Raw genomic sequence first — 21461 nt, forward strand, 5'->3', positions numbered from 1 at the left:
ACGAGAAGAGCGTCCCCTGGTGCCGACCGAACCAGGGGACGGCTCATGCGCGCTGCCGGAGTTCCTACTGCGCCTGTACGTCCGCCTCGAGGAGGCGTTGCATCACACGCGCCTGGACCTCGATGTAGTAGGCGTCATCTGCGGCGTTGAGCGTGCTCTCGTCAACTGCAGACATGCGCTTAGCCCAGTCTGCCTCCTGCTGTATGAGGTCGGTGTAGTCCGCAAACATATTCGCCTGGTCGGCGGCATTCGCATTTCTATAGGTGACCATGAAGTCGCAGTACTTGTTCATGAGCTCCTCGTAGGAGTCCATCATCTCCTTGAACTCCGGCGTCACGAGGGATGCGTCGGTCGTCGTAGAGGAGTCGGTGGGAGTGGCGTTAGAGCTGGAGCTCGTAGCGGTGTCACTGCCCGTAGAGCTTGCATCAGAGACGTCAACTCTGATGGAGATGACGTTGGCGCCCTTGTAGTCGATGCGGAGCTTGACACCGTCTGCGTTACTCGCCTGGAAGTGGGTGTTGCCGCCACTGTAGTCCACGTCAAAGCCAGCCTTCTTGCACTGTGCGACATAGGCCGAGAAGGCATCCTTGTCCACGCCCCCAACGTTCACCGCGTAGACGTTGGGGGAGTCCTGCACGATCGAGCCCTGCGTGGACGGGGGAGCGGGAACCAGCGATCCCGGACCGCTGGTGGGCCAGGTGATGGTGTTCATTTCGTCTGGCGCTTCTATGCCGACGGAGAGCTCCTCCTTGTTTTCGTAATAGGAGAGCCTGAGCTTGTAGCCCCCCTCGTTGAAGGCAGTATAGGCGCTCGTCGCCATGTTCGACTCGACCGTGAAGCCCTTCTCCTTGCAGGCATCCACGTAGCTCGAGTAATCACTGCTCGAGTACTTGGCGAGTGTCGCGGAAAATACGTTATCAGTATTGGTGTCGATATTGAAGTCGTCTGTGCCGGGCTCGGGAAGCATGGCCGCGAGCCCGCTCGTGGGCCAGCCCGCCTTTGAGTTCTTGGCGTCGCCCGACTGGCCCTTGCAGCTTGAGGCCATAAAGATTGCAACCAGTGCGACAATCGCGATCAGGATGACCTTACCCTTGTCACCCTTCTTGCCCTTGGGCATCCCTTCGCCAGACGATGCCCCAGAACCGCCTGTGCTATCGGCCTTCTCCCATTCCATGGACGCCCCTCTCTCATGCCTGAACTTGGGTTTATTGGGTTACGTTCCTGCTGAGTCAACTCTAAGAAGAGACGTTGGCCATTTCCTCAGTTGCCAACTGAATTCCACCACCAGTTTTCGGCTGGCAACTGAGGAAATTCTCAAGCGCTTCCTAAGATGGACCTTGTCGGTGCCTCGGCTCAGGCTGGGGCAAGCGCTTGCCCCGGGGGTGAGCATGAAGTCTTGCAATCTTGAGCAGGGAGAGTTCGTCGTTCTCCAGTGCGGTGTCGTTAGCCTCGTGAGCGACGGGGCATGGACCGCCTTGACGCTCACCAACAAGCACCTAATACTCGTGCTGACGGTGTCTGACGGAAGCTTTAGGGTCTCGTGCTTCCCCAAACGGTTCCCCCCTCGAGCAGGTGCTCGATGACGTGGGGGTGCCATGCGCCATCGTGACCAAGGTCAATGGCAGATACGTCTTCAATGTCGCCTTTGCAGGCGAAGCTATCTCGCTGGCGTCTCCGGCAGATCTGCCGGCGTTGCCAGGCGATGGAGCCATGTCGTCTCGAGTGCCGCAGTGGGCGACCTGGATGGCATTGGTTCGGCCAGCATGGTAGGTGATGCGCTGGGAGATCTGCTCGATTTGACGAGCACGCGCTCGTGGCGCTGGGTGTACGGAGAAACTCGCAGAACGGGCGCGGCAATAGCTACGGGGCTGAGGACACCCTCTCGAACGGTTCGATGATTTATGTGCTCGAGAATATGGTGGCATCCCCGCTCAAGGAGGAGTTCGACGCGAAGAAGCGTCAGACCCTGGGCCTGTAGGAGTGAGGCCGGACTTTCCGGCCAAGGTGCGTCGGTCGTGCGTGATCCCTACCAAGGCAGTGCGTGGACCTCGCAGGTGGTAAAGTCAACGCGTTCGAATATGTGCACGTCGAACGGTATGCTCGAGCCCTCCTTGGGATGCGAGCTCAGGAAGCTGACGCCCCCGCCCACGATGTTCCCAGAGGCGTCGCGCAGGATGGCGGTGAGGCACACGCCGTAGTTGGGACTCAACGCGAACGACGAGCCGTCCTTGTCGAGCATTACGGTGCCCGAGACGGTGATGCCACCAAGGCCATCGGCCCTAGCGGAGATATTCGCGGTCGAGAGCGAGGGCGGGGTATCGTTAGTCAGCGTGTCGGCGGTAGGGCTATTCGGCGTGAACTCTACGTGTGCGGGTGCCGTTGAGCCGTCGAGGGCAGTGCTCTGGTATGCCGTGTCGCCTGGAGCAAGGACCAAGAGGACCTGCTCGTCAGAGAAAAGGACGCTGCCATCGCCTGCATAGCCGGTAATGGTCACGCTAGGAAAGACAACCGTGCTCTTGGAGTTGTTGGTGAGCGAGAACTCGGCATACACGCTGCCGTTGCTCACCGACCAGTGCGACTCGCCAACGGAGAGGGCGTCCACAGTGGTCTGTGCGTCCTTTTTGTCCTGCGGCGTAGCGACAGAGGTCGCACCACCGCTTGAAGTGATGTTACTGGTTGCCTTGGTGCTAGCGGTCTCGCTCTGCGCGAGGTATTGAATGGCGAGAAGCACGATTACCACAGTAATAGCAGTGATGGCACAGACAAGGGCTATCGTGCGGGCGCGATGCGACCCATGCGATATGCGTGTGCCCGCGGATGCGTGTGGGTCGGGTCCGGCGACAGCGGTGTATTTCTCTCTGGGCTCGTTTTGTAGCGCCCGCTCGAGTTCGGCTGCGCTCTGGTAGCGTGCGCTTGGCTCGAACTCCGTTGCTTTGAGAACAACCGCCCGCAGGCCAGCGGATACGTCCGGTGAGGTAAGCGCCTGCTCGTAGCCCTCCTTGTCCTCGGGGTGAACGCCTGTGAGGAGGTAGCCCAAGAGTCGGCCTATGGAGTACACATCCGATCGGGCGTCGGTCTTGGCAAAGCCGTACTGTTCGGGGGCAGCAAAGCCCCAGGTACCAAGTTGGTCGTCGCTGCCCTTGGCGTCCTCGGAGCTTAGCCTGGCAATGCCGAAGTCGATAAGGTGGGCACCGTCAGCAGCAACCACCACGTTCGAGGGGGTAATATCGCGGTGCACGATGTCATGGGCGTGGAGCTTTGAGGCCGCCTGGCAGACCTCGCCAACCAGCCGCTGGGCCTTGGCGGGGTCGAGCTTGCCGCGACTCTCGACGAGTTGCTCCACGGTCTCTCCCGGCACGTAGTCGTAGACGACAATGAACTCGTCGGGCATCTCATACGTCGCCTCGATATGGGGGAGCCGCGCACAGTCTATCTCGGGGAGCGTAGCCCAGACGCCCCGGCGGGCGCGTGTAGCAGGAATGCGTTTGCGCACGAAGGGACCCGTCCCGTCCAGGGTGACGAGGTCGGTGATGCCTTCCTGTCCACGCGCGAGAACATGCTCCACATGGTAGGAGTCATCAACGCTCATTGCATGCATTGCCTGGTCGTTATTCAAGCCCCTGGTCCCGTCTCACACGTCGGCACGACTGCCGGCTTGCAGGTGAGGATCGGCTTTCATCCATGATATTCAACTCGGGAGGGGCACTCCTCAGTTGACAACTGAAAAATCACCGGGCAGACGAGGGCGACCGCCTGACCACATGGCCGCCTACCTGCCCGGCGCGCAGCCGGCCGGTGTGGAAGAGGGTCTGCTCGCCCAAGTCCCAGAGCTTGTCGTCGGTGGTGGAGCGATCAAAGCCGTGATTGATGCACCAGATGATAATAGCATCCCGGCGCACCTTGGGCCACAGCTCCGAGACGCCGGACAGGCGCAGGAGCCGCTGCGTCTCGCGGAGCGAGCATCGCATTCCCAGGGCGAGCATGATGGAGTGGTCTCTGCCAGGGCGACTCTTGCCGGCAAAGATGTCGTAGACAACGGTGCCATTGAGGCCAGAGGCACGCGCAACCTCTGCGCGCTTCATGCCCCTCTCGTCCAGAAGCTCGCGCAGGTACTGGGGAAGGTCACGGTTTACGGTGGAGCCCGGCTCGTCGAGGTAGGATTCCACGTCAGGCACTGCTAGGAGGCGCATGAGAAGGTCCTCCGTCAGGCGTTCCTTTTTAGGCATGTGGCTCCTTACGTCTGTGTGAGAAGCTGCGCGACTTGCGGCTGAGGCAATCGTACCCCTCTTGAGTTCTCCCTTGAGGGCGGACGGAAAAGCGAGTGCGCTTTTGACATGCGTCAGTCCCGGATGAGGCCACTGGTCCTTGTGCTCCACCCCACAGCTGCGGAGAGTATCGCCATCTCTTAAAACTGGTTCCGATGACCCGCGAAAATGCGCCCGTCGTTTAGGAACTGGCGATGTTCTCCGAAGAAGAGAGAGACGTGTGACATGTCGGGAGCCGAGGCGGGTGCCGCCTGTCGGCGTTACTCCAGCGCCTACGGCAGGAGATGCCCTTCCCTCCATATGCTGCATTTGTCGTAGCACGCTTCTGGTAGCGAAGATACTACGATAGACGTAGCATCACGCGGGAAAGTGGCTCGTGCCAGACAAGATAAGCAGCGACTTCATTCGAGGCTACATCGATTCCATGGTCCTCTTCGTGCTTCTGCGGAGACCATCCTACGGTTACGAGATCTCGAGGTATACCTGCCTGATCTCGGGCGGCTCTACACGGTTAAGGAGACCACGCTCTACTCGGCGTTCGCGCACCTGGAGAGGGGCGGTCTCGTCGAGGAGATCCCACAGGCTGCGGAGAACGGCAAGCGACGCACCTACTATCGCGTAACCCCTGCGAGAATTGACCGCTACCAGGTGCGATGCAGAGAGTGGAGGCTTACCGAGGATGTCATTGGTCGCTTTATGGAAGGGTACGGTGCGTGATGGATGACATCAGGAACTGCCTCGAGTCCGTGTTCTCGCAGCTCCCCCAGACGCTTGAAGCGTGCCGTGCGAAGGACGAGCTTGCCAGATGATGGAAGACAGGTGCGTGGAGCTTCTCTCCTAGAGCATGTCTGAGAAGGACGCGGCCACTGCGACCATAGCCGAGTTTGGTAAACCCGATGGGATGCTCGGATCTCTTGGCGTAAAGCCGCAGCCCACGCACAGGCGGCATTTGGGGCGCATCGTGGTTATGGTTTTCGGTGTCATCGTAGTGTGCTGCGTGTGCTGGGCGGTCTTTTGGAGCCGCGCGGAAGCGGATTTGCACGTAGGGAGCGTTGATGCAACCGTCACCGAGGACTTCTCGTCCGTGGACGTGAGTGCAGCTTGCTCGGACGTAGTGCTCAAGAGAGGGTGCGGTCAGGGTTAGCTACACCGGTGCCGAAGATACTCCGTTTGAGTACGAAGTGTGCGACGGCGTCCTCCACGTGTCGCAGAAGCAGACAAGCAGCGACGGCATCACCATCACCGTTATGGCTCCCACTGGAATCGAGCTTGCGTCTATAGACGCCTCCTCCCAGATGAACGATGTCAACCTCCAAGGAGTGAGCTCTGCTCGTACGAGCGTCTCCTCCCAGATGGACGACGTCGACGTGAACGATATTGACCTCTCCAACGCGACGCTCGAGCTTTCCGTCGAGATGGGGGAGGCCGCACTTGACGGAGACGAGGTTCAGTCGGGTACAGTGGCGAGGGGCACTGGCGAGAAGGTCATTGAGGCCAGTGCTGAGATGGGAGACGTAACCGTAACCGCCTTGTAGCACAGGCGGGCAGAGACGGGAGAAAAAATGCCGAGAAACACCAAGCTCATCCTTTGCGACATTGACAACACCATCCTCCCGCACGGGCGGGGCCGGGTCTCACGGCGCACCATCGACGCATTCCATGCGGCGCTCGCGGCGGGCATCCACGTTGGCCCCGCAAGCGGTCGCGGCGTCGATTGGATTCCGCCGTTCTTCGGGGGCGACGGGGCGTGCTGCGCCACCTGCCTCGCGACCAATGGCCTGCAGGTCTACCTCGATGGCGAGCTTGTCCACGAGCAGCTGCAGCCCCATGACGCGCTGGTGCGTCTGGCTGAGATTCTCGCCGCTACGCCGCGTGCGGGGCTTCTCTGCTTTGACGGCGCCACGCCGCTGTTAGTGGCGGGAAGCCGAGAAGACCTTGAGGGTCCGTTTCCCGCATATGCCGAGAGGTGCGTGCCGGTCGATGCGGTGCCGGCCAAGGTGGTCAAGGCCAACGTGTTTGTCGACACGGACGAGACGGGTACGCGCGAGCTAATCGCGAGACTCTCGCGCGAGGTGCCCGAGCTCGACCTTGACTACGCGCTGCTGGGATACTCCAACGTGATGCCGCACGGCTACAACAAGGGGTCCGGCGCGCGCATGCTGTGCGACCTTCTCGGCATTGGGGCAGACGAGGCCGTCGCCTTTGGCGATGGGGGCAACGACCTGCCGCTTTTCTCGGCGGTGCCCAACTCTGTGGCCGTAGCGAACGCGCAGCCGGAGGCAGCCGCCGCCGCGCGCTGGCACATCGGGCGCTGCGACGAGGATGCCGTGGCCAAGGCAATAGAGGCCCTAGCGGCGGGGGAGTGGCCCTTCTCGGCGTAGCGGTTTCGGGGTGGGATAGCGCTGCGGGACCGTCCCGCAGGCTGGCGGCTGGGACGTTGCCCTTGCCGCGAGGGTTGTGGGCGCGGTGCCAGGGCGCGGGAGAAGGCCAGTCGGCGAGAAGGACTCACGCGCGATGTGGCTTTTCTGCCGGTCTCGCCATGCCGAGGGGTCCCACTGGCAGAGAAGTGACATCCTGCGTACGCTCAACCCTGCATTTCTGCCAACTCCACCCCTTGGGAGCCCCGCGCTGGCAGAAAAGCGATGACGTGCGTACGCACCACCCCAATCCGCTGCCAGGTCCCTCTCGTCCAACTGGGGAAACGTCGTGGCCCTGGCAGAAATTCCCGGTGGTGCGTACGCAGGACTGAGAATTTCTGCCCAGTTCCTCTCGGCGGTCAAAAGAGAGCTCTCGTGCGTACGCTCAACCACACATTTCTGCTCGACAGCTCCTTCCCGGATTTGCCGCTGGCAAAAAAACGCGCTCGTGCGTACGCACAAGTCCGTCTTGCTGCCACAATCTCGGCCCACTTCCGTCCCCGCGCGGTCAAGTCCAAATCGGTGTGTAAATTCGCAATCGCCACCCTTCCCTAGACTGCCGACATCAGCCGTGCCTGCTCCTTGGCTATCCCGGCCAGCCCCGCCCCCCTCCCCTCGAGCTCCGCCACACCGGTCGAGCAGTAGGCCTTGGACATCGATGCCCACCTGTCGTTCCTCTCCATGAGCAGCGCGCCCACGAGCCTGACCACCGAGCCGGCGTTGGGGAAGATGCCTATGACCCTCGACCTGCGCTTGATCTCCCTGTTGAGCCGCTCGAGGCAGTTCGAGGTCCTCGTGCACCTGCGCATCTGCTCCGGCAGGTGCATCACGGTCATCGCGTTGTCGAAGCCGGCGTCGAGGCGCTCGCACGCCTGCGGCGCCTCCCCGGCGCAGTCGGCGAGGATTCGGTCGCGCCTCGCCTCCGCCTCCGCGAGCGTGCAGCAGTTGAGCATCTCGGTCATCTCCGAGCGCAGGCCCGCCCTCAGGCGCTTCGGGGCGGCGTCGGAGACGTTGCGGGAGAAGTGGGCCTGGCACCTCTGCCAGGCGGCGTCCGGCCACACGTCGTGGGGGGCGGCCACGAGCCCCTCGTGCGCGTCGGAGGTGACCACGGCCATGCCCCGGAGGCTCCGACCCCCGAGCGAGCGCATGGACGCGGACCAGCTCGCCCTCGTCTCGGCGTCGGCGGGGGCGAGCCCGAGCACCTCCTTGCGCCCGGAGCGGTCGAGGCCGATGGCCACGAGCAGCGCCTGGGCCCTCACCCTGTGGTCCCCGCGGACCTTCAGGTAGGTCGCGTCCAGCATCGCGAAGGGGTGGGCGCCCGGCTCGGGCGGGCGCGTCCCGAAGGCCTCGACCGCCGAGTCGAGCGTGGCACAGGCGGCCGACCCCGATTGCTTCGAGAGCCCCCTGCCGCAGATCTCCCGCATGACCCTCCCGGTCTTGGCGGTGGAGACGCCGTCCACCACCATCTCGGCCATCGTGGTCACGAGCGCGGCCTCGCTCCTCTCGTAGCGCCCCGCCCCGAGCTGCTCGTCGGACTCCGCGCGCATCACGGCGTTGAGGGCGGTCGCGAGCACCTGCCGGAAGGCGTCCCCCGAGGAGTCCGCGAGGAGCCGTAGAATCTCGTCCTGGTCGAGGGTGACATTGATCTGGGCCATGCCCGTTCCTCCAAGTCTCTTTGTTCTCTGGCGGTTGCAAATGTTACTTGGAGGGCGGACCTCTGGCCCGCCACTGCTATTTACACCACTTTATGGACGTGACTCAAATAGTCGCTGGAGAGCCCGATATGGTGAAGTTTGTCCTCAAATGGGGCCCTCCGGCGACGCGCGAGACGCCCCGACCTCCGGCGACGAGTGCCACGGCGATAGGGGGCAATACTCCTACCGCGCAGCCTCGATGACGCGTGTGCGTCCCCCGGCAAGGCGGGATGCCTCCGCCACGACGCCGTCGGGATCGGTGTCCATGACCACTAGGTCGACGCTTCCGGGCATGGCAAAGGGGACGAAGAGCCTGCTTGCTCCCGCCTTCGTAGCGTCCATGAGAATGATCACGCTGCGGGCGTGCTTCATGAACTCCTTCTTTGCGTCTGCGGTCACCTGCCTCTCGGCAAGGAAGCCCAGCCTTCTCTCGAAACCGTCCGCACCGAGAAAGACCTTGTCCACGTGCGTCCCTACCAGCGATGCGGTAAGGTAGGGGCCGTAGAGGTGATAGCCTCGGCCGAGAATGCCGCCCGTGCTGATGGGGGTTGTCTTGGGGAGGTGCTGCTGGATGTAGTTGAGGGCTGCCGGCTCGTCAGAGATCACCGAGACGTCCCTCTTCTTGTCCAGGTTGCGGATGAGCGCAAGCGTCGTGCTTCCCGACCCCACGAGGATGGTCTCGCCATCGCGTACCAGCTTGGAGGCGGCGAGCCCGATGGCGTCCTTTGCCCTCACGTTCCTGCGGATGCGCGTGGGAAGGCTCGGCACCACGAGTTCGCGCATGGGAACCGCACCGCCATGAATGCGCTTGAGCTTTCCTTCGTGCTCGAGCTCGGTGAGGTCGGTCCGTATGGTCACCGTCGAGACGGAAAGTTCCGCGCTCAGGTCAGAGACCATCACCTCGCTTTTTCGCGAAAGCGCATCGAGGATTCGTTCCTGCCGCTCCTCGGCTGTCATCCTCTGTCTGGAGTCTGTCATTGGGCTGCCTCCAAGCCCCGTGTTGTTGGCAAGACGTTACGCATGGTTGAGAATACGTTAACAGGAATGAAACAACGTGAATATGTAGTACCACAATCTGCCGTCGGCCAGCACGCAGCGATTTTACCAGCGAAATCAAGGAATGTCGGCATGTACAGCATACGTGGCTTTCCATTACTTTCGTTTCGCAACCGTTCACCGAAGTGAAAATACCACTCAACCGTGCTTGTAGGGAAGTTATGGCTTGCAAAATCACATGTGGATATTATCTGAACCACCACAAGAGCAAGGAAGAGAGGTGAATCATCAAATGGTAAATATTTTGCTTGTCACACATGGTGAGTTTGCTCAGGGTATAACGTCGGCGCTTACCCTTATCATGGGTGAGACAAAAGGCTATGCAACGGTGTCGCTGAATATTGGACAGGCACCTGACGTATTTCTTGACAAGCTCTCCAATAAGGTCCACTCCCTCTACGAAGACTCCGAGGGCAGTGGCGTCCTTGTGCTCACAGACCTGTTCGGTGGCACCCCCTGCAACTGTATCGCCCGCATCATGAACGATATGGGAACGGATAGAGTTCGGTGCGTGACGGGGCTCAATCTTCCCATGCTCATTGAGTCGGTGAACAGTAGAGATACACAAAGCCTCGTGCAGCTCGAGCGAACTGCGCTCTCTTCAGGAGGCCAAGGGATGGTTAGTCTAGTGGAAAAGATCTTCGGCTAGGCAATAACGACAAAATCGAGTGTTGAAAGGGGGCCCGAGGTAATCGAGGCCTTGCCGAAGGCTGTGCTTCTGCGTTAAATCTGCTGGGTTGTGTTAGTAGAAGGTGAGAGTAGTGGTTGTACAAGCAATTCTTGTTGCGCTCATCACGACCTGCTGCACTTGGTGGTTTAGCCATGTCATTACGAGGACTTGGCTGTACCCGATGTGGTCAGGATTTCTCGTAGGACTCGTACTAGGCAAGCCTATCGAGGGCATGATGATTGCTGCGGCAATCAACCTGCCCTACGTTGGCTTCATCACCGCCGGTGGCTCCATGCCGGGTAACCCGCAGTTCGCCGGTCCTGTGGGCACTGCACTTGCGCTCGTCTCTGGGCTTGATGTGAACTCTGCGACGACGGTTGGCGTCATTCTCGGCAGCGTGACCATCATGGTGTGGACCGCTTACATGTCCATCAACACGCTGTGGGTCCACATGGCAGAGAACTACCTGGACAAGGGCAACATCCGCGCTATGAGGATGTGCAACTACATCCCTTCGTTCTTTGTATCGCTCATTCTTAATGGCATACCCGCCATGCTCGTGGTTCTCTATGGAGCCCCGTTTGGCGAGTGGTTCCAGACCTTTCCGCAGTGGATTGTAGATGGCTTTGGCATCGTCGGTGGCCTTATGCCCGCACTTGGCATCGCAATGCTGCTCCAGTACCTGAACAAGCCCAAGCTCATGCCCTTCTTCTTCCTTGGCTTCGCGTTTGCTGAGTTCATGGGCCTTACCACGATGATGGTCACGTTCATCGCCGCCCTTATCGCAATCCTGCTCTACAACTATCAGTCTGATGGCTTCAAGAAGCTGTCTGGGGGCGAGGCATAATGGCGCTCTCTAAGAAGACGCTCGTCAAGAACTGGTTGCTTACCTACTCGTCTGAGACCTGCTACAACTACGAGCGACTCCAGGGCCTTGGCAATACGAATGCGTTCGTGCCCGTCATTCGCAAGCTGTATCCTGAGGACAAGCAGGCAGAAGAACTCAAGAAGTACCTGGTGTTCTACAACACCGAACCTTCGTGGATGGGCACAATCATCAACGGCATTACCTGCGCCATGGAGGAGAAGAGGGCAGAGGGAGCAGACATTTCTGCGGATGACATCATGCTCATGCGCTCTTCGCTCATGGGCCCCATGGCTGGGATTGGTGATACGGTATCGCAGTCAATTGCGTATCCCATCCTCGCCGGCATCTGCATCCAGCTCGCGCTTGCGGGAAACTTTGCTGGACCCATCATCTTTGATCTTGGCTATAAGATCTTGCAGCTTACGTGCGGTTACAACATGTATATGTTGGGCTACAAGAAGGGCCGAGACGCCATCGTCGACCTCCTTCAGAGCGGCATCATCAACAGGGTGCTCGACGCAGTCTCAATCGTCGGCCTTATGGTCGTCGGCTGTATGACCGTTGGCAACGTGAAGCTTGACCTCTCTTGGCTCGAGTTTGACTGGACCAACGAACTTGGTACCGTTTCGCTCAACCTGCAGACTGGCGTCTTTGACGCACTGCTTCCGGGCCTACTTCCGCTCCTTGTGGTTCTGGGAACCTGGGCTCTTCTGTCCAAGAAGCAGGTAAAGCCTTTGACGATGGTGCTCATCGTCTTCGCAGTTGGCTTCGCACTCGTTGGCATCAAGGCCCTTATGGGTCTGTACTAGTTTCCAGTTTGTAGCCACGCGTTGGGAAGCTTCTGGGCGCATCTAATGTTCGCGGGTGCCCTCCTGTCCACACACCAATGTCTCAATCGGGACAGGAGGGCACGCTAACCTAGTCCCCGCTGCGCTTGCACCGCAACGAGGGCACGGTACAAGTATATGAGTCTTTGCCCATGGGGAAGGGCTCTTCAGGGAGCAAATCATGAGCAGCAAGAAGGATGTGGACATCTACCCTTCGGTCATGTGTTGCAAGCCATGGGATCTTGAGGCATATGTGCGTGCTTTCGAGAAGACTGGTGTTGCGGGGATACACTTTGACGTGATGGACGGCCACTATGTGCCCAACATCATGCTTGGAGCGGAGGACTTTAAGGCTATCCGTCAGCTTACTAATTTGTCCATGGATGTCCACATCATGGCAACGGAGCCAGAGCGATTTGTCCCGTACTTCGATCTACGCAAGGGGGACTCGCTCAGCTTCCACCCCGAGGTCTGCATTCAGCCGTACCGGCTGCTCGAGAGCCTTCGCGCCGTGGGCGTCTCCGCAGGTCTCGCCCTTAGTCCGGGAGTGCCCGTGAGCTACCTCGAGGAGTGCCTCGACATGCTCGACTTTGTCATGGTCATGGCAGTGAGCCCGGGCTTTGCCGGGCAGAAGATGGTTCCCAATCACCTTGATAAGCTGCACAGGATTGCAGAGATAACGGCTCGAGCGAATCACCCCATAGGTATTGTGGTTGACGGCAACACTACGCCCGCGAACGCCAAGCGCATGCACGAGGCGGGTGCCACCGGTTTTGTCGTGGGCACGTCCTCGCTCATCCAGGGAGGCTCGAGCAAGTTTGCCGAGAACTACAGGGACTACCAGGCTCAGATTGGCTGAGCGTAGCAGCCACGTGCCCCTTGCGCGTAAAGATTGGCCAGACAACCAGAGGAGAGCAGTGCCATGAGCGTGAAGAATCTTGTGTTTACCCGTATCGACGACCGCCTTATCCACGGTCAGGTCATGACGGCGTGGATTCACCAATTCCCGTCGTGCGCCCACATCATGGTTGTGGACGACCAGGTGAGCAAAGATTTCTTCATGACTAAGATGTTCCAGCTGTTGCTCCCCGAGGGAACGACCATCGAGACGCTCTCGGTGGACGACGCAGCCCCCAAGCTCAAGGAGGGGCTTGCCCAGCAGACCATCCTGCTGGTGAAATTCCCACTCACCATCAAGCGCCTGGTTGACGCGGGAGTCGACATTGACTTCGTGAACATTGGCGGCATGGGCATGTCTGCTGGCAGGAAGAAGTTCTACAAGAACATCGCCGTCTCGCCCGAGGAGCGGAAGATCTTCAGGGAGCTCGTTGCTAAGAGCATCAAAGTTGAAATTAGGATCGTGCCCGCGAACAACGCCGTGAGCGTCGAGGGGTTGCTCGAGAAGTAAGCCACCCCATTCCATGCGCGAAGGCGACTGCGAGCGAGCTAAAACGACTTCGATAGATGGGAATGACGCACATATGGACTTCTCTCGATACCTCTCGCCATCTGCATACCACGAAGGAACGATGAAGGCATGCAGGCTCCATCGCGTTGGCGAATTCGTAACCGACTCGGTCTCGATACCCAAGCCTGTCGGCGAGCAGTTGTTGCTCAAGGTGGAGGGCTGCGGGATCTGCGGGTCTGACATCCCGAGGATCTTCAAGCTTGGCACCAGCAAGCAGCGCTACCCGCTCACCATCGGGCATGAGTTCGGCGGCACCATCGTCGAGGTAGGGGAGGGTGCCGACAAGTCGCTCGTCGGGAGGCGCGGTGCGATATTCCCCTGCATACCGTGCAGGAAGTGTGACCCATGCCTCTCGGCAAACTACGCCATGTGCGAGGACTACGACTACCTTGGGTCGAGAAGCGATGGCGGCTTCGCCGAGTACTGCCTTATTCCCTCGGCCTGGCACTTTGTCCCTTCGACAAACCCAGATACGCCCTGTGAGGCCCTTGCCATGACCGAGCCGTGCACAGTTGCGCAGCACGCCGTGAGGAGGGGCGGGGTCACCGCAGGCATGAACGTGCTCGTCATGGGCGCGGGTCCCATTGGTATCATGGCCGCCCGCTGGGCCAAGCTCTTTGGGGCGTCGGTGGTTCTCTCCGAGATCGTCGAGGAGAAGTGCGAGTTTGCCCGTACGCATGGGTGCGAGGTCATCGACTCCAAGGAGGTCGACCTCGTCGAGCGCGTCCGCGAGCTCACGAACGGCAGGGGCTTCGACGTTGCCATCGAGGGTACGGGTACTGGCGCAGCCCTAGGGCAGGCCATCGAGTGCATGCGCACCTTCGGGACCATTGTGCTGATGGGTAACCCGGCAAGCGACACCACCATCAAGCTGTCGCGGCACAGCCAGATTCTGCGCAAGGAGCTGAATCTCAAGGGTATCTGGAACTCCCACTACGCAGATACCCCCATCAACGAGTGGCACTATACCGTGCGCATGCTTGATGAAGGAAAGGTGCAGGTCACCGATCTCATCACACACAAGAGCTCGCTGGATGGTCTTCCCGCGCTCTGCTCGGGCATCAACGACCATTCGATTCTCATCTGCAAAGCCATGTACGTCCCGGAGGCCGAGTGATGTCCGGCAGGGAGTCGACGGCGCTCGTCCTCAAGGAGCTTGGCGATACCCTCCCGTCTATTGACGACGGGCAGCTCGATGGCCTGGTCGACGAGCTTTTGGTACCCGGTCGCCGTGTGCTCGTGATGGCTGTAGGACGCATGCTCATCTCGCTCAAGGCGTGGGTCAAGAGACTCAAGCACCTGGGCATTGACATCAACTATGTTGGTGATGAGACCGAGATGCCCGTGCGCGAGCACGACCTCGTGCTTATCGGCTCAAGCTCTGGGGAGAGCAAGCTCCCTGCCGAGATAGGTCGCATCGCGCGCGAGAAGGGCGCCGACGTCTTCTACATTGGATGCACGCCCGAGAGCACAATCGATTCGCTCGCGTCGGAGAGGCTCCTGCTCCGTGGCAGAACCAAGTTTGCGGGTCCCGAGGAGTACGCGTCCAAGCAGCCCATGTCTACCCTTGTCGAGCAGGAGCTCTTTCTCCTCGGAGACATAGTTGCACTCGAGATCATGGGACGCATGGGGTGGACCGAGAGAGACGTCAAGGACCGCCACGCCAATCTGGAGTAATGGAGCAGATCATGGACTTCTCTGGCATGATGAGCAGGCTCAAGGAGATGGTTTCCAAACCTCGTCCCGAGGTGAACCTGAGCTTCGACGAGTATGTCGATGTCCTCTATAGTGTCGTTGAGCAGTGCGTCAAAGATGCTTGCCAGAGTGATGCGGTACAGACTTTTGGGCTCTTTGAAATTTCTGGTGGCTAGCACGCCGAACGCCCGCCGGCCTCGACGCCCCCAAACGGTACGATAGGGGCATCTGGCGGTGACGCCAATCGGGGGTCTTGCATGGACCTCCAGGTCGGGATGCTGGCGCAGCTTCTCGAGAGGCCGATAGGGTTAGGCCCGGAGTGGAGGGTCGAGGACGTCTGGCCCGAGGAGCGCGACGGCTCGCAGGCCGCCGCCCAGCTGGTGATTACCGTGGGAGACGGGAGGGGCCCGGGGACGAGCCGCCGTCCGCGATGCCGCGTGGGGTGGCGCCAGGGGCCCGACGCAGACGGCGCGACACGCACCGTCGCCGTCGGAGGGCTGGGGGCGGGCGAGGGGACCCGCGCCCATGTCGCCCGCGAGACGTCCGGGGGACACCCCAGGCCCGGGGCGACATGATGCGCCAGATGACACGTCGCATGCGAGCCCCGCTACGACACCGTCGCCCAGAGCCGCACGTTGAGAACGGCTTGACAATTAGAAGGGCATCACACCTACGTCTCCAAGAGGACAGCCGAGGGCAGATCGAAGCGCGAGACCACGAGGTGTCTGAGGAGGTGCATCGCCAGGGAGGCCCGCTACGCCCTCGTGAGCCCGGGCGCCAGGGCTCACGAGGACGGCAGGACCCTCAGGCCGAGGCGGGTGGCGGCGCACCTCGCCCAGGGGGAGGTGCGCCGCGAGGCTCGGCACCGAGCCCATCGGGACCAGCGAGGTCGAGCGGGAGGCGAGGAAGCACTACGAGCTTCGGGAACAGGTGCTCGATGCCCCTCTCCGAGATCTGCAGGAACCACGAGATGCCTCTTGACACACAATAGGAGCGTCATTCGGCACACTACCGAGGATGGACAAGCCGACATGTGATGCGGAGGCTCCCATTGCCGACAACAGCGGTGATTAATGACCCTGAATCGCCAGCCTCTTCTCGCGGTATTCGCTCTGAGCCTACATCTCAAACCTGTATGAATACAGGTCTCCGTTGTAGTACGTAGTGATGTACTCGAACGGTACCCTCAGCCCCTCGCGTTCTGTGTACGTCACGTGTGTCATCTGAAGGATTGCCACGTCATCGAGGCTCAACAGCTGTCGCTGCTCCTCCGTGGGAAGGGTTGCGCTAATCTCCATGTCATACCCGGCAACACGGATGTCCAGGGACTTAACATAGGCATAGAAGGATTCGTTGAGTGCCTCGACGCTTATGGCAGGGATGACCTTAGCGGAGACATACGTATTGCTGAGGGCGACTGGCTTTCCATCCCCGGTGCGTAGCCTCACAAAGTGGTGAATGAGTTCCTCGCTGGCGCAGCCCAGCTTCTGGGAAGCGACTTGAAATTCTGATGCAGGCAGGACCTCATAGCTGAGCAGCCTTGACCCGGCCTTCATCCCAATGTGTGCCATGTCTTCGGTAAAGCTTTCTGCTGCAAGGAGGCTCTTCCTAACGTGCTGTGCCGTGACAAAGCTTCCCTTTCCGGGGGCCCTCGAGATATAGCCACTGCCAGCAAGGTTGTTGAGAGACTTGTTGATGGTCATTCGCGAGAAGCCAAACCGGTTGCAAAGCTCTTGCTCTGTTGGAATCTTCTCGCCAACGGAGATTCTGCCGGTTGAGATGAGGCCTCGGATGTACTCCTCGACCTGTTGATATTTTGGCTTCGCTGACACTGCTCCTCCATTGCCCTTGCGGTACAAAGCCACATTGGACGCTATGACATTAGCACGTAACAAAAGCGTTTCACAACAGTTAATGTATATACCGTTATATGCCATGGTCCATCTCAAAATTTACGCCGCTTGTGGAATGACGCAAAAGACCCTTGCGTAGTATTAACTATAAATGTATATACATACATATAACAGACTAGACAATCTTGGAGGCACGATGATTACCGAGCTCAAAGACCCTACGATGATTGGCTACATCCACGATGGGGGGAATGCACTCCGGAATGTTCTGGAGAACGAGGATGCGTTCCTCTCGCCGTTTCGAGGCGTGGTCGGGGGCTACGACATCAAAGAGATTCACCTCGTTGGCTCTGGTACCAGCTATAACGCATCCCTCTACATATCACAGATGATCAGGCGTCTCTCCCATACCGCGGCATACGCAGAGTACCCCACTCGGTCCGACCCAAAGGTTGATGTTGCCTGCTCCGGGTACCAGGCGAGCCAGGTCCTCTACGTTGGCGTCTCGCAGTCCGGCACAAGCGTCTCGACGATAGACGTGCTGCGCAGGGCACGCAAGGTCGGCGCGACGACCGCGGCGCTCACCGACGTCCTGGATAGCCCCGTGGTGGCCGAGGCAGACCATGCGGTTCGCCTCTTTACTGGTCATGAGGTTGTACACGTCGAGACCCGTGGGTACCTCGCGACGCTCTTCGAGGGCTATCTCATTGCACTCGAGCTGGGCCGCATGAATGGGACTCTGGATGAGAGCGAATACCTTTCACGGCATGAATCCGCGAGGCGACTTTCGGAGGATTTCGACGGGCTACTCGAGCAGGCAGAGGGATGGTACTCCGCGCACGCCGGGGAGCTCCAGTCGCTTCGGAGGGCATATGTTTGCTCGTACGGAATTAACGAGTGCACCGCTGACGAGGCAGAACTCAAGCTCACCGAAACATTTGGAAGGCCAGTGCGTGGCTATGAGCTTGAAGAAATGATTCACGGTCCGCACTACGCGTTGGACGCAGAAACGTTCGTCTTCTTTGTTGCGCCTGCCGGTGAGGGTCTCGAGCGCATCCCGGTGTTTCTCGCCTGGTTCAAGAAGAACCAGATTACCGACCACGTATTTGTGATTACTTCTGGCCCGCATCTCGGAGAGTTTGGTGACAAGGCGCTCTGCCTAACCGGCGACTTTCCCGAGGAGCTGAGCCCCATAGCCATGATTCTTCCCTTTTACATCACGGCAGCCCGCAACTGCATTGCCGCAGGTATCAACACGAGGGACAAGCCCGCAAACCGCATTGCCTTCGCGCATCTGGATTAAGTGGACAAGAGTTTCAACGCATCAAGGGGAGGCAGAAAGATGATTGCATTGGCAAGGGCAGATGACCGACTGATACACGGGCTGGTTGCGGTCGCGTGGACGTCGAGCGTGGCGCCCGAGACCATTCTCGTTGCGAACGACCAAGCAGCAACCGACAGTTTCAAGAAGGAGACGATGCGTCTCGCGAAGCCGGCGGGAGTCAAGCTGTTCGTCAAATCAGTCGAGTCGGCAGCGAAGGCGTTGAACAACCCAATCAACGACGGCAAAAGAATTCTCCTGATCACCGCATCCGTGGAGGACGCGGAGCGCGTCTATTTGCTGTTGGATGCGGGCCACAAGTTCATGGCCCTTGACATCGGGACTGTGGGAATCGTCAAGAAAGGGGGTGAGGTGTACAAGCTCGTCATCCCGGGGGTCTGCGTAAGCAAAGAGGAGTACGAGGCGGCCAAGAGGTTGGCCCAAGTGGGCGTCGACGTCTTCTGCCAGGCAAATCCAGCCCTAGAGAAGGCCTCGCTTTCCGATATGGGGAAGGCCTTCGAGAAGTAACGGCGCCAAATCGAGAAGCACGTTGATTGTGAGCGTACCGCTGTTGAGGAGAGTGGGGGAGCAATGAGCCAAGCGCTACAAGGTTTTCTCGTCGCGCTGATCGCTGCGGCGGTTTACATGGAGTCCCGCATTGGTGGCCAGCACATGCTTGACAGACCGATAATCATCGGGCCGCTGGTTGGCCTGGTGATGGGGAATCCAGGAATGGGGCTCGCAATTGGCGGCGAGCTCGAGCTTGTGTGGATGGGCCTGAATGGTATTGGGACCACGACGCCGCCCAACGTTGTCGTTGGTTCAGCCCTGGCTACAGCGCTTGCTATCAGCACGGGGGCATCCTATGAGACAACGCTTGCGCTGGCGATTCCCATTGCCGTCGTTGCTCAGCTCTGTGACATCGCCGCTCCCGTGGTGAATACGTTCTTCGCCCACCGAGCGGATAAGTGTGCTGCAAATGGGGACTATCGCGGTATCGAGCTCTGCAACTGGGGCGGAGCGATAGTTTACTTCCTCTTCAAGTTCGTGCCCGTCTTCTTGGGGTTTGTCCTGGGGTCAGGGCTCATCACGTCCTTCGTTGACATGATTCCATCCGTGATTCAGGACGGCCTTGCTCAGTCCGGCAACATCCTTCCCGCCCTTGGTATTGCGATGCTCATCCAACTTACCTGGGACAAGAAGTTTGGCGCGTTCCTTTTCCTGGGCTTTGGACTCGCTACGTTTCTGAAGGTCGACACCTTGGGTGCCGCGTTCTTCGGCGCCGTTATCGCACTTATCTACTACAAGCTGAGCGACAGAGGCGCTAACGGTAACGTTCTCGAGATGGCTGCTACTACCAGTGGGGTAGACGATGACAGTGAGGAGCTCTAACCATGGCGGACGAGAAGAAGCTTAGCGAGGGCACCCTCCGTAAGGTCTTTAATAGACACTATCAGCTGCTCAGCTGCTTCAATTACGAGAGGCAGATGTCAACGGGATACTGTTACACGATGCTGCCAGCGCTCCGGGAGCTGTACAAGGATGACGAGGAGGGTCTCAACCAGGCAGTCAAAAGGCATCTCGAGTTTTTCAACTGCGCCACCAGCACGAGTCCGTTCATCATCGGGCTCTCGTGCGCGATGGAGGAGGAGAACGCCAGCAATCCGGGCGAGTACGACTCCTCCTCGATAACCTCGGTGAAGGCTGCGCTCATGGGTCCGCTAGCGGGAATCGGCGACAGCTTCTTCTGGGGCACCTTCAGGGTAATCGGTGCTGGCGTCGGCGCTCCCATGGCTGTGGCTGGAAACGTCTTTGGCCCCATCTTCTACGCCCTTATAAACGTAATCCCCTCCGAGGTTGTTAGACGGTGGGGGTTCAAGATCGGCTATGCGGGTGGAGGCAAGTTCCTCGAGCGCGTCTCTGCTGACGGAACCCTTGACAGGTTGACCGAGGCGGCGAGAATCATGGGCCTCGTCGTCATTGGGGCCATGATTCCCTCGATGGTGGTGCTGAGCCTTGGAGCAACGATAGACATCAACGGTGCGCAGGTAGTGCTCCAGGACATCATTGATCAAGTTTGCCCTTGCCTGCTTCCCGCATTGCTGACACTGGGGTGCTACAAGCTCTTGAAGAAGGGTATCTCTGGAACTGCGGTGATGTTCGGACTTCTCGCTTTGGGAGTCGTCTTGGTCGCTTTGGGGCTTGTCTGAGGAAGTCAGAGCTGGTTGGTTCAATGGTCACGTAGCTTGATGAACTTGTCGCTCTCCCCGCGGAGCTTCAAGGGGGGAGCGTCCTTTCATATCTGTGGTGGGCAGGTGGTGGCGGAAAAAGTCTTCCGATAGCCACGGAATTAGACAATGTTAGGGCAAGGTGGCCGGGACTCCCTGATATGAAGCAAAGGCCCTCTTGTGGGACAACGTGGGTTAGGTACAGTCGGACATAGAGTCCCGTCGGCTCGCTATATTCATAGGGGGTCCCGGCTAGGAACTATTCCACCAGCCTCGCGATTGATGCGTACGCTCGCACCTAAGCATCCGTTTCTTCGGGATGCCGATTGGGGATGCCATTGCAAATGGATTCGCGTATGAGTCGGAAAAAAAGCTGAGCAGTCTCCAGCTGCGAGCTTTCGAACCGTCTTCCATAAAACTCAGGAATCTTTCGCGTAATAAGGGGTGTGTTTCTCGCTTGGTCCGATAATCTGGACCGTTACGTCCCCCCCCCATCTGGTCAACTGTTCCATCGAATGGAATATGCAGTTCTGCTCGCATGAGAAAACCGTCGTTGAGACGGGTGCCCATCCAGAATCTCTCGCATATGAACTGCCATAGTTTGGGCGCTTGAGGGGCAGACTCGTTGCTTAATTGCCAGCGAACGGGGGTGGTAACGGATATCCGTACCAAGCAAATGATGAAGTCAATGTAAAAATCGTCGGTCGCGTTACCGTCTCGTCGTCATCGTCGCGACCGCATTGCTGTCACTCGCGCTACCGTTCCCTCGCCGTTTTCGATTATCCCTCCCCCCCCCATGACGTCAATGCAGCATAGCGTGCGCAGTGCCCGGGGCGCCACGCCTCGCCGGAACGCGCGTCCGCAGCGGCGTACGGGTCAGGCGCGCCTCCCCGGCACGTCATCGCATTGCGCCCCTCGCACGACCCGGACGCGTGGTGAGCCTCGGTGCCCTCCCCGGGCGGCGGGACGAGGCCGGGCCCGGTATCCGTCCGCTGGCCCTTCCCCCTGCCCGCCGGCAGGTGTGTTTAGTCAAGCCTGACTTTCGGTTTGGGACTGCGGCGGTTAATTTGGACCTGGTTCCTACGCTGCCAGCCCCAGG

General features: G+C 59.5%; 24 protein-coding genes. 18 read left to right on the forward strand and 6 right to left on the reverse strand.

The window, feature by feature from the left end; all coding sequences use genetic code 11:
• Positions 1–64: 64 nt before the first annotated feature.
• Positions 65–1174 carry a DUF6591 domain-containing protein gene (locus tag ACO59D_RS05015; RefSeq protein ID WP_485126031.1) on the reverse strand — a complete coding sequence of 370 codons (1110 nt, stop codon included), beginning with the start codon at positions 1172–1174 and terminating at the stop codon, positions 65–67.
• 639 nt (positions 1175–1813) lie between these two features.
• On the opposite strand from ACO59D_RS05015, the gene ACO59D_RS05020 reads away from it, so the two are divergent.
• The gene (locus ACO59D_RS05020) at positions 1814–1978 is read left to right on the forward strand and encodes a hypothetical protein (protein WP_485126032.1); all 165 of its coding nucleotides are present in this window, start codon (positions 1814–1816) and stop codon (positions 1976–1978) included.
• A 48-nt stretch (positions 1979–2026) separates the two neighbouring features.
• Here the strand turns inward: ACO59D_RS05020 and ACO59D_RS05025 are convergent, their stop codons facing one another.
• Positions 2027–3589, reverse strand: coding sequence for a serine/threonine protein kinase (locus ACO59D_RS05025; protein WP_485126033.1), 1563 nt, complete (start codon positions 3587–3589; stop codon positions 2027–2029).
• A gap of 139 nt (positions 3590–3728) precedes the next feature.
• Complete coding sequence (locus tag ACO59D_RS05030) at positions 3729–4226, reverse strand: helix-turn-helix domain-containing protein (protein WP_485126034.1); 498 nt, start codon at positions 4224–4226, stop codon at positions 3729–3731.
• 408 nt (positions 4227–4634) lie between these two features.
• Between ACO59D_RS05030 and ACO59D_RS05035 the strand changes: the two genes are divergently transcribed.
• The 4 genes from ACO59D_RS05035 (at position 4635) to ACO59D_RS05050 (ending at position 6646) form a co-directional block, all read left to right on the forward strand.
• Complete coding sequence (locus ACO59D_RS05035; RefSeq protein WP_485126035.1) at positions 4635–4982, forward strand: PadR family transcriptional regulator; 348 nt, start codon at positions 4635–4637, stop codon at positions 4980–4982.
• Positions 4983–5109: 127 nt separating this feature from the next.
• A complete protein-coding gene (locus ACO59D_RS05040) occupies positions 5110–5409 on the forward strand; it encodes a hypothetical protein (protein ID WP_130812919.1) in 300 nt (99 codons plus the stop codon).
• 58 nt (positions 5410–5467) lie between these two features.
• A complete protein-coding gene (locus tag ACO59D_RS05045) occupies positions 5468–5800 on the forward strand; it encodes a hypothetical protein (RefSeq protein ID WP_485126036.1) in 333 nt (110 codons plus the stop codon).
• A 27-nt stretch (positions 5801–5827) separates the two neighbouring features.
• Positions 5828–6646: an HAD family hydrolase gene (locus ACO59D_RS05050; protein WP_485126037.1), complete on the forward strand. Its 819-nt coding sequence runs from the start codon at positions 5828–5830 to the stop codon at positions 6644–6646.
• Positions 6647–7233: 587 nt separating this feature from the next.
• On the opposite strand, the gene ACO59D_RS05055 is transcribed toward ACO59D_RS05050, so the two are convergent.
• Positions 7234–8337: an IS256 family transposase gene (locus tag ACO59D_RS05055; protein WP_485126038.1), complete on the reverse strand. Its 1104-nt coding sequence runs from the start codon at positions 8335–8337 to the stop codon at positions 7234–7236.
• 222 nt (positions 8338–8559) lie between these two features.
• Positions 8560–9354 carry a DeoR/GlpR family DNA-binding transcription regulator gene (locus ACO59D_RS05060; protein ID WP_485126039.1) on the reverse strand — a complete coding sequence of 265 codons (795 nt, stop codon included), beginning with the start codon at positions 9352–9354 and terminating at the stop codon, positions 8560–8562.
• Positions 9355–9664: 310 nt separating this feature from the next.
• On the opposite strand from ACO59D_RS05060, the gene ACO59D_RS05065 reads away from it, so the two are divergent.
• From ACO59D_RS05065 to ACO59D_RS05105, 9 genes are all read left to right on the forward strand, one after another.
• Entirely contained in the window at positions 9665–10081 is a 417-nt protein-coding gene (locus tag ACO59D_RS05065; protein WP_485126040.1) for a PTS sugar transporter subunit IIA, read from the forward strand.
• Positions 10082–10193: 112 nt separating this feature from the next.
• On the forward strand, positions 10194–10949 hold the full coding sequence (locus ACO59D_RS05070) for a PTS mannose/fructose/sorbose/N-acetylgalactosamine transporter subunit IIC (protein WP_485126041.1): 756 nt from the start codon (positions 10194–10196) through the stop codon (positions 10947–10949).
• Complete coding sequence (locus ACO59D_RS05075) at positions 10949–11779, forward strand: PTS system mannose/fructose/sorbose family transporter subunit IID (RefSeq protein ID WP_485126042.1); 831 nt, start codon at positions 10949–10951, stop codon at positions 11777–11779. Before ACO59D_RS05070 ends, ACO59D_RS05075 begins: the two co-directional genes overlap by 1 nt.
• Positions 11780–11978: 199 nt before the next feature.
• On the forward strand, positions 11979–12656 hold the full coding sequence (locus ACO59D_RS05080) for a ribulose-phosphate 3-epimerase (protein ID WP_485126043.1): 678 nt from the start codon (positions 11979–11981) through the stop codon (positions 12654–12656).
• Positions 12657–12719: 63 nt separating this feature from the next.
• A complete protein-coding gene (locus ACO59D_RS05085; RefSeq protein WP_485126044.1) occupies positions 12720–13205 on the forward strand; it encodes a PTS sugar transporter subunit IIB in 486 nt (161 codons plus the stop codon).
• Between the two features lie 73 nt (positions 13206–13278).
• Positions 13279–14382 (forward strand): galactitol-1-phosphate 5-dehydrogenase, encoded by a 1104-nt coding sequence (locus ACO59D_RS05090; RefSeq protein ID WP_485126045.1) that lies wholly within the window; start codon positions 13279–13281, stop codon positions 14380–14382.
• Positions 14382–14942, forward strand: a complete 561-nt coding sequence (locus tag ACO59D_RS05095; protein ID WP_485126046.1) for a phosphoheptose isomerase family protein — start codon at positions 14382–14384, stop codon at positions 14940–14942. The genes ACO59D_RS05090 and ACO59D_RS05095 overlap by 1 nt, the downstream gene beginning before the upstream one ends.
• A complete protein-coding gene (locus ACO59D_RS05100; protein ID WP_485126047.1) occupies positions 14942–15136 on the forward strand; it encodes a hypothetical protein in 195 nt (64 codons plus the stop codon). Before ACO59D_RS05095 ends, ACO59D_RS05100 begins: the two co-directional genes overlap by 1 nt.
• Positions 15137–15217: 81 nt before the next feature.
• Positions 15218–15535 carry a hypothetical protein gene (locus tag ACO59D_RS05105; RefSeq protein WP_485126048.1) on the forward strand — a complete coding sequence of 106 codons (318 nt, stop codon included), beginning with the start codon at positions 15218–15220 and terminating at the stop codon, positions 15533–15535.
• Between the two features lie 543 nt (positions 15536–16078).
• On the opposite strand, the gene ACO59D_RS05110 is transcribed toward ACO59D_RS05105, so the two are convergent.
• Positions 16079–16792 (reverse strand): GntR family transcriptional regulator, encoded by a 714-nt coding sequence (locus tag ACO59D_RS05110; RefSeq protein ID WP_485126049.1) that lies wholly within the window; start codon positions 16790–16792, stop codon positions 16079–16081.
• 217 nt (positions 16793–17009) lie between these two features.
• Between ACO59D_RS05110 and ACO59D_RS05115 the strand changes: the two genes are divergently transcribed.
• The 4 genes from ACO59D_RS05115 to ACO59D_RS05130 all read left to right on the forward strand — a co-directional run bounded on the left by ACO59D_RS05115 (position 17010) and on the right by ACO59D_RS05130 (position 20344).
• Positions 17010–18116, forward strand: coding sequence for an SIS domain-containing protein (locus ACO59D_RS05115; protein ID WP_485126050.1), 1107 nt, complete (start codon positions 17010–17012; stop codon positions 18114–18116).
• Positions 18117–18155: 39 nt separating this feature from the next.
• A complete protein-coding gene (locus ACO59D_RS05120; RefSeq protein ID WP_485126051.1) occupies positions 18156–18662 on the forward strand; it encodes a PTS sugar transporter subunit IIB in 507 nt (168 codons plus the stop codon).
• Between the two features lie 63 nt (positions 18663–18725).
• Entirely contained in the window at positions 18726–19526 is an 801-nt protein-coding gene (locus tag ACO59D_RS05125; RefSeq protein ID WP_485126052.1) for a PTS mannose/fructose/sorbose/N-acetylgalactosamine transporter subunit IIC, read from the forward strand.
• Between the two features lie 2 nt (positions 19527–19528).
• Positions 19529–20344, forward strand: a complete 816-nt coding sequence (locus ACO59D_RS05130; RefSeq protein WP_485126053.1) for a PTS system mannose/fructose/sorbose family transporter subunit IID — start codon at positions 19529–19531, stop codon at positions 20342–20344.
• Positions 20345–21461 lie beyond the last annotated feature (1117 nt).

The organism is Tractidigestivibacter sp. (assembly GCF_057241865.1).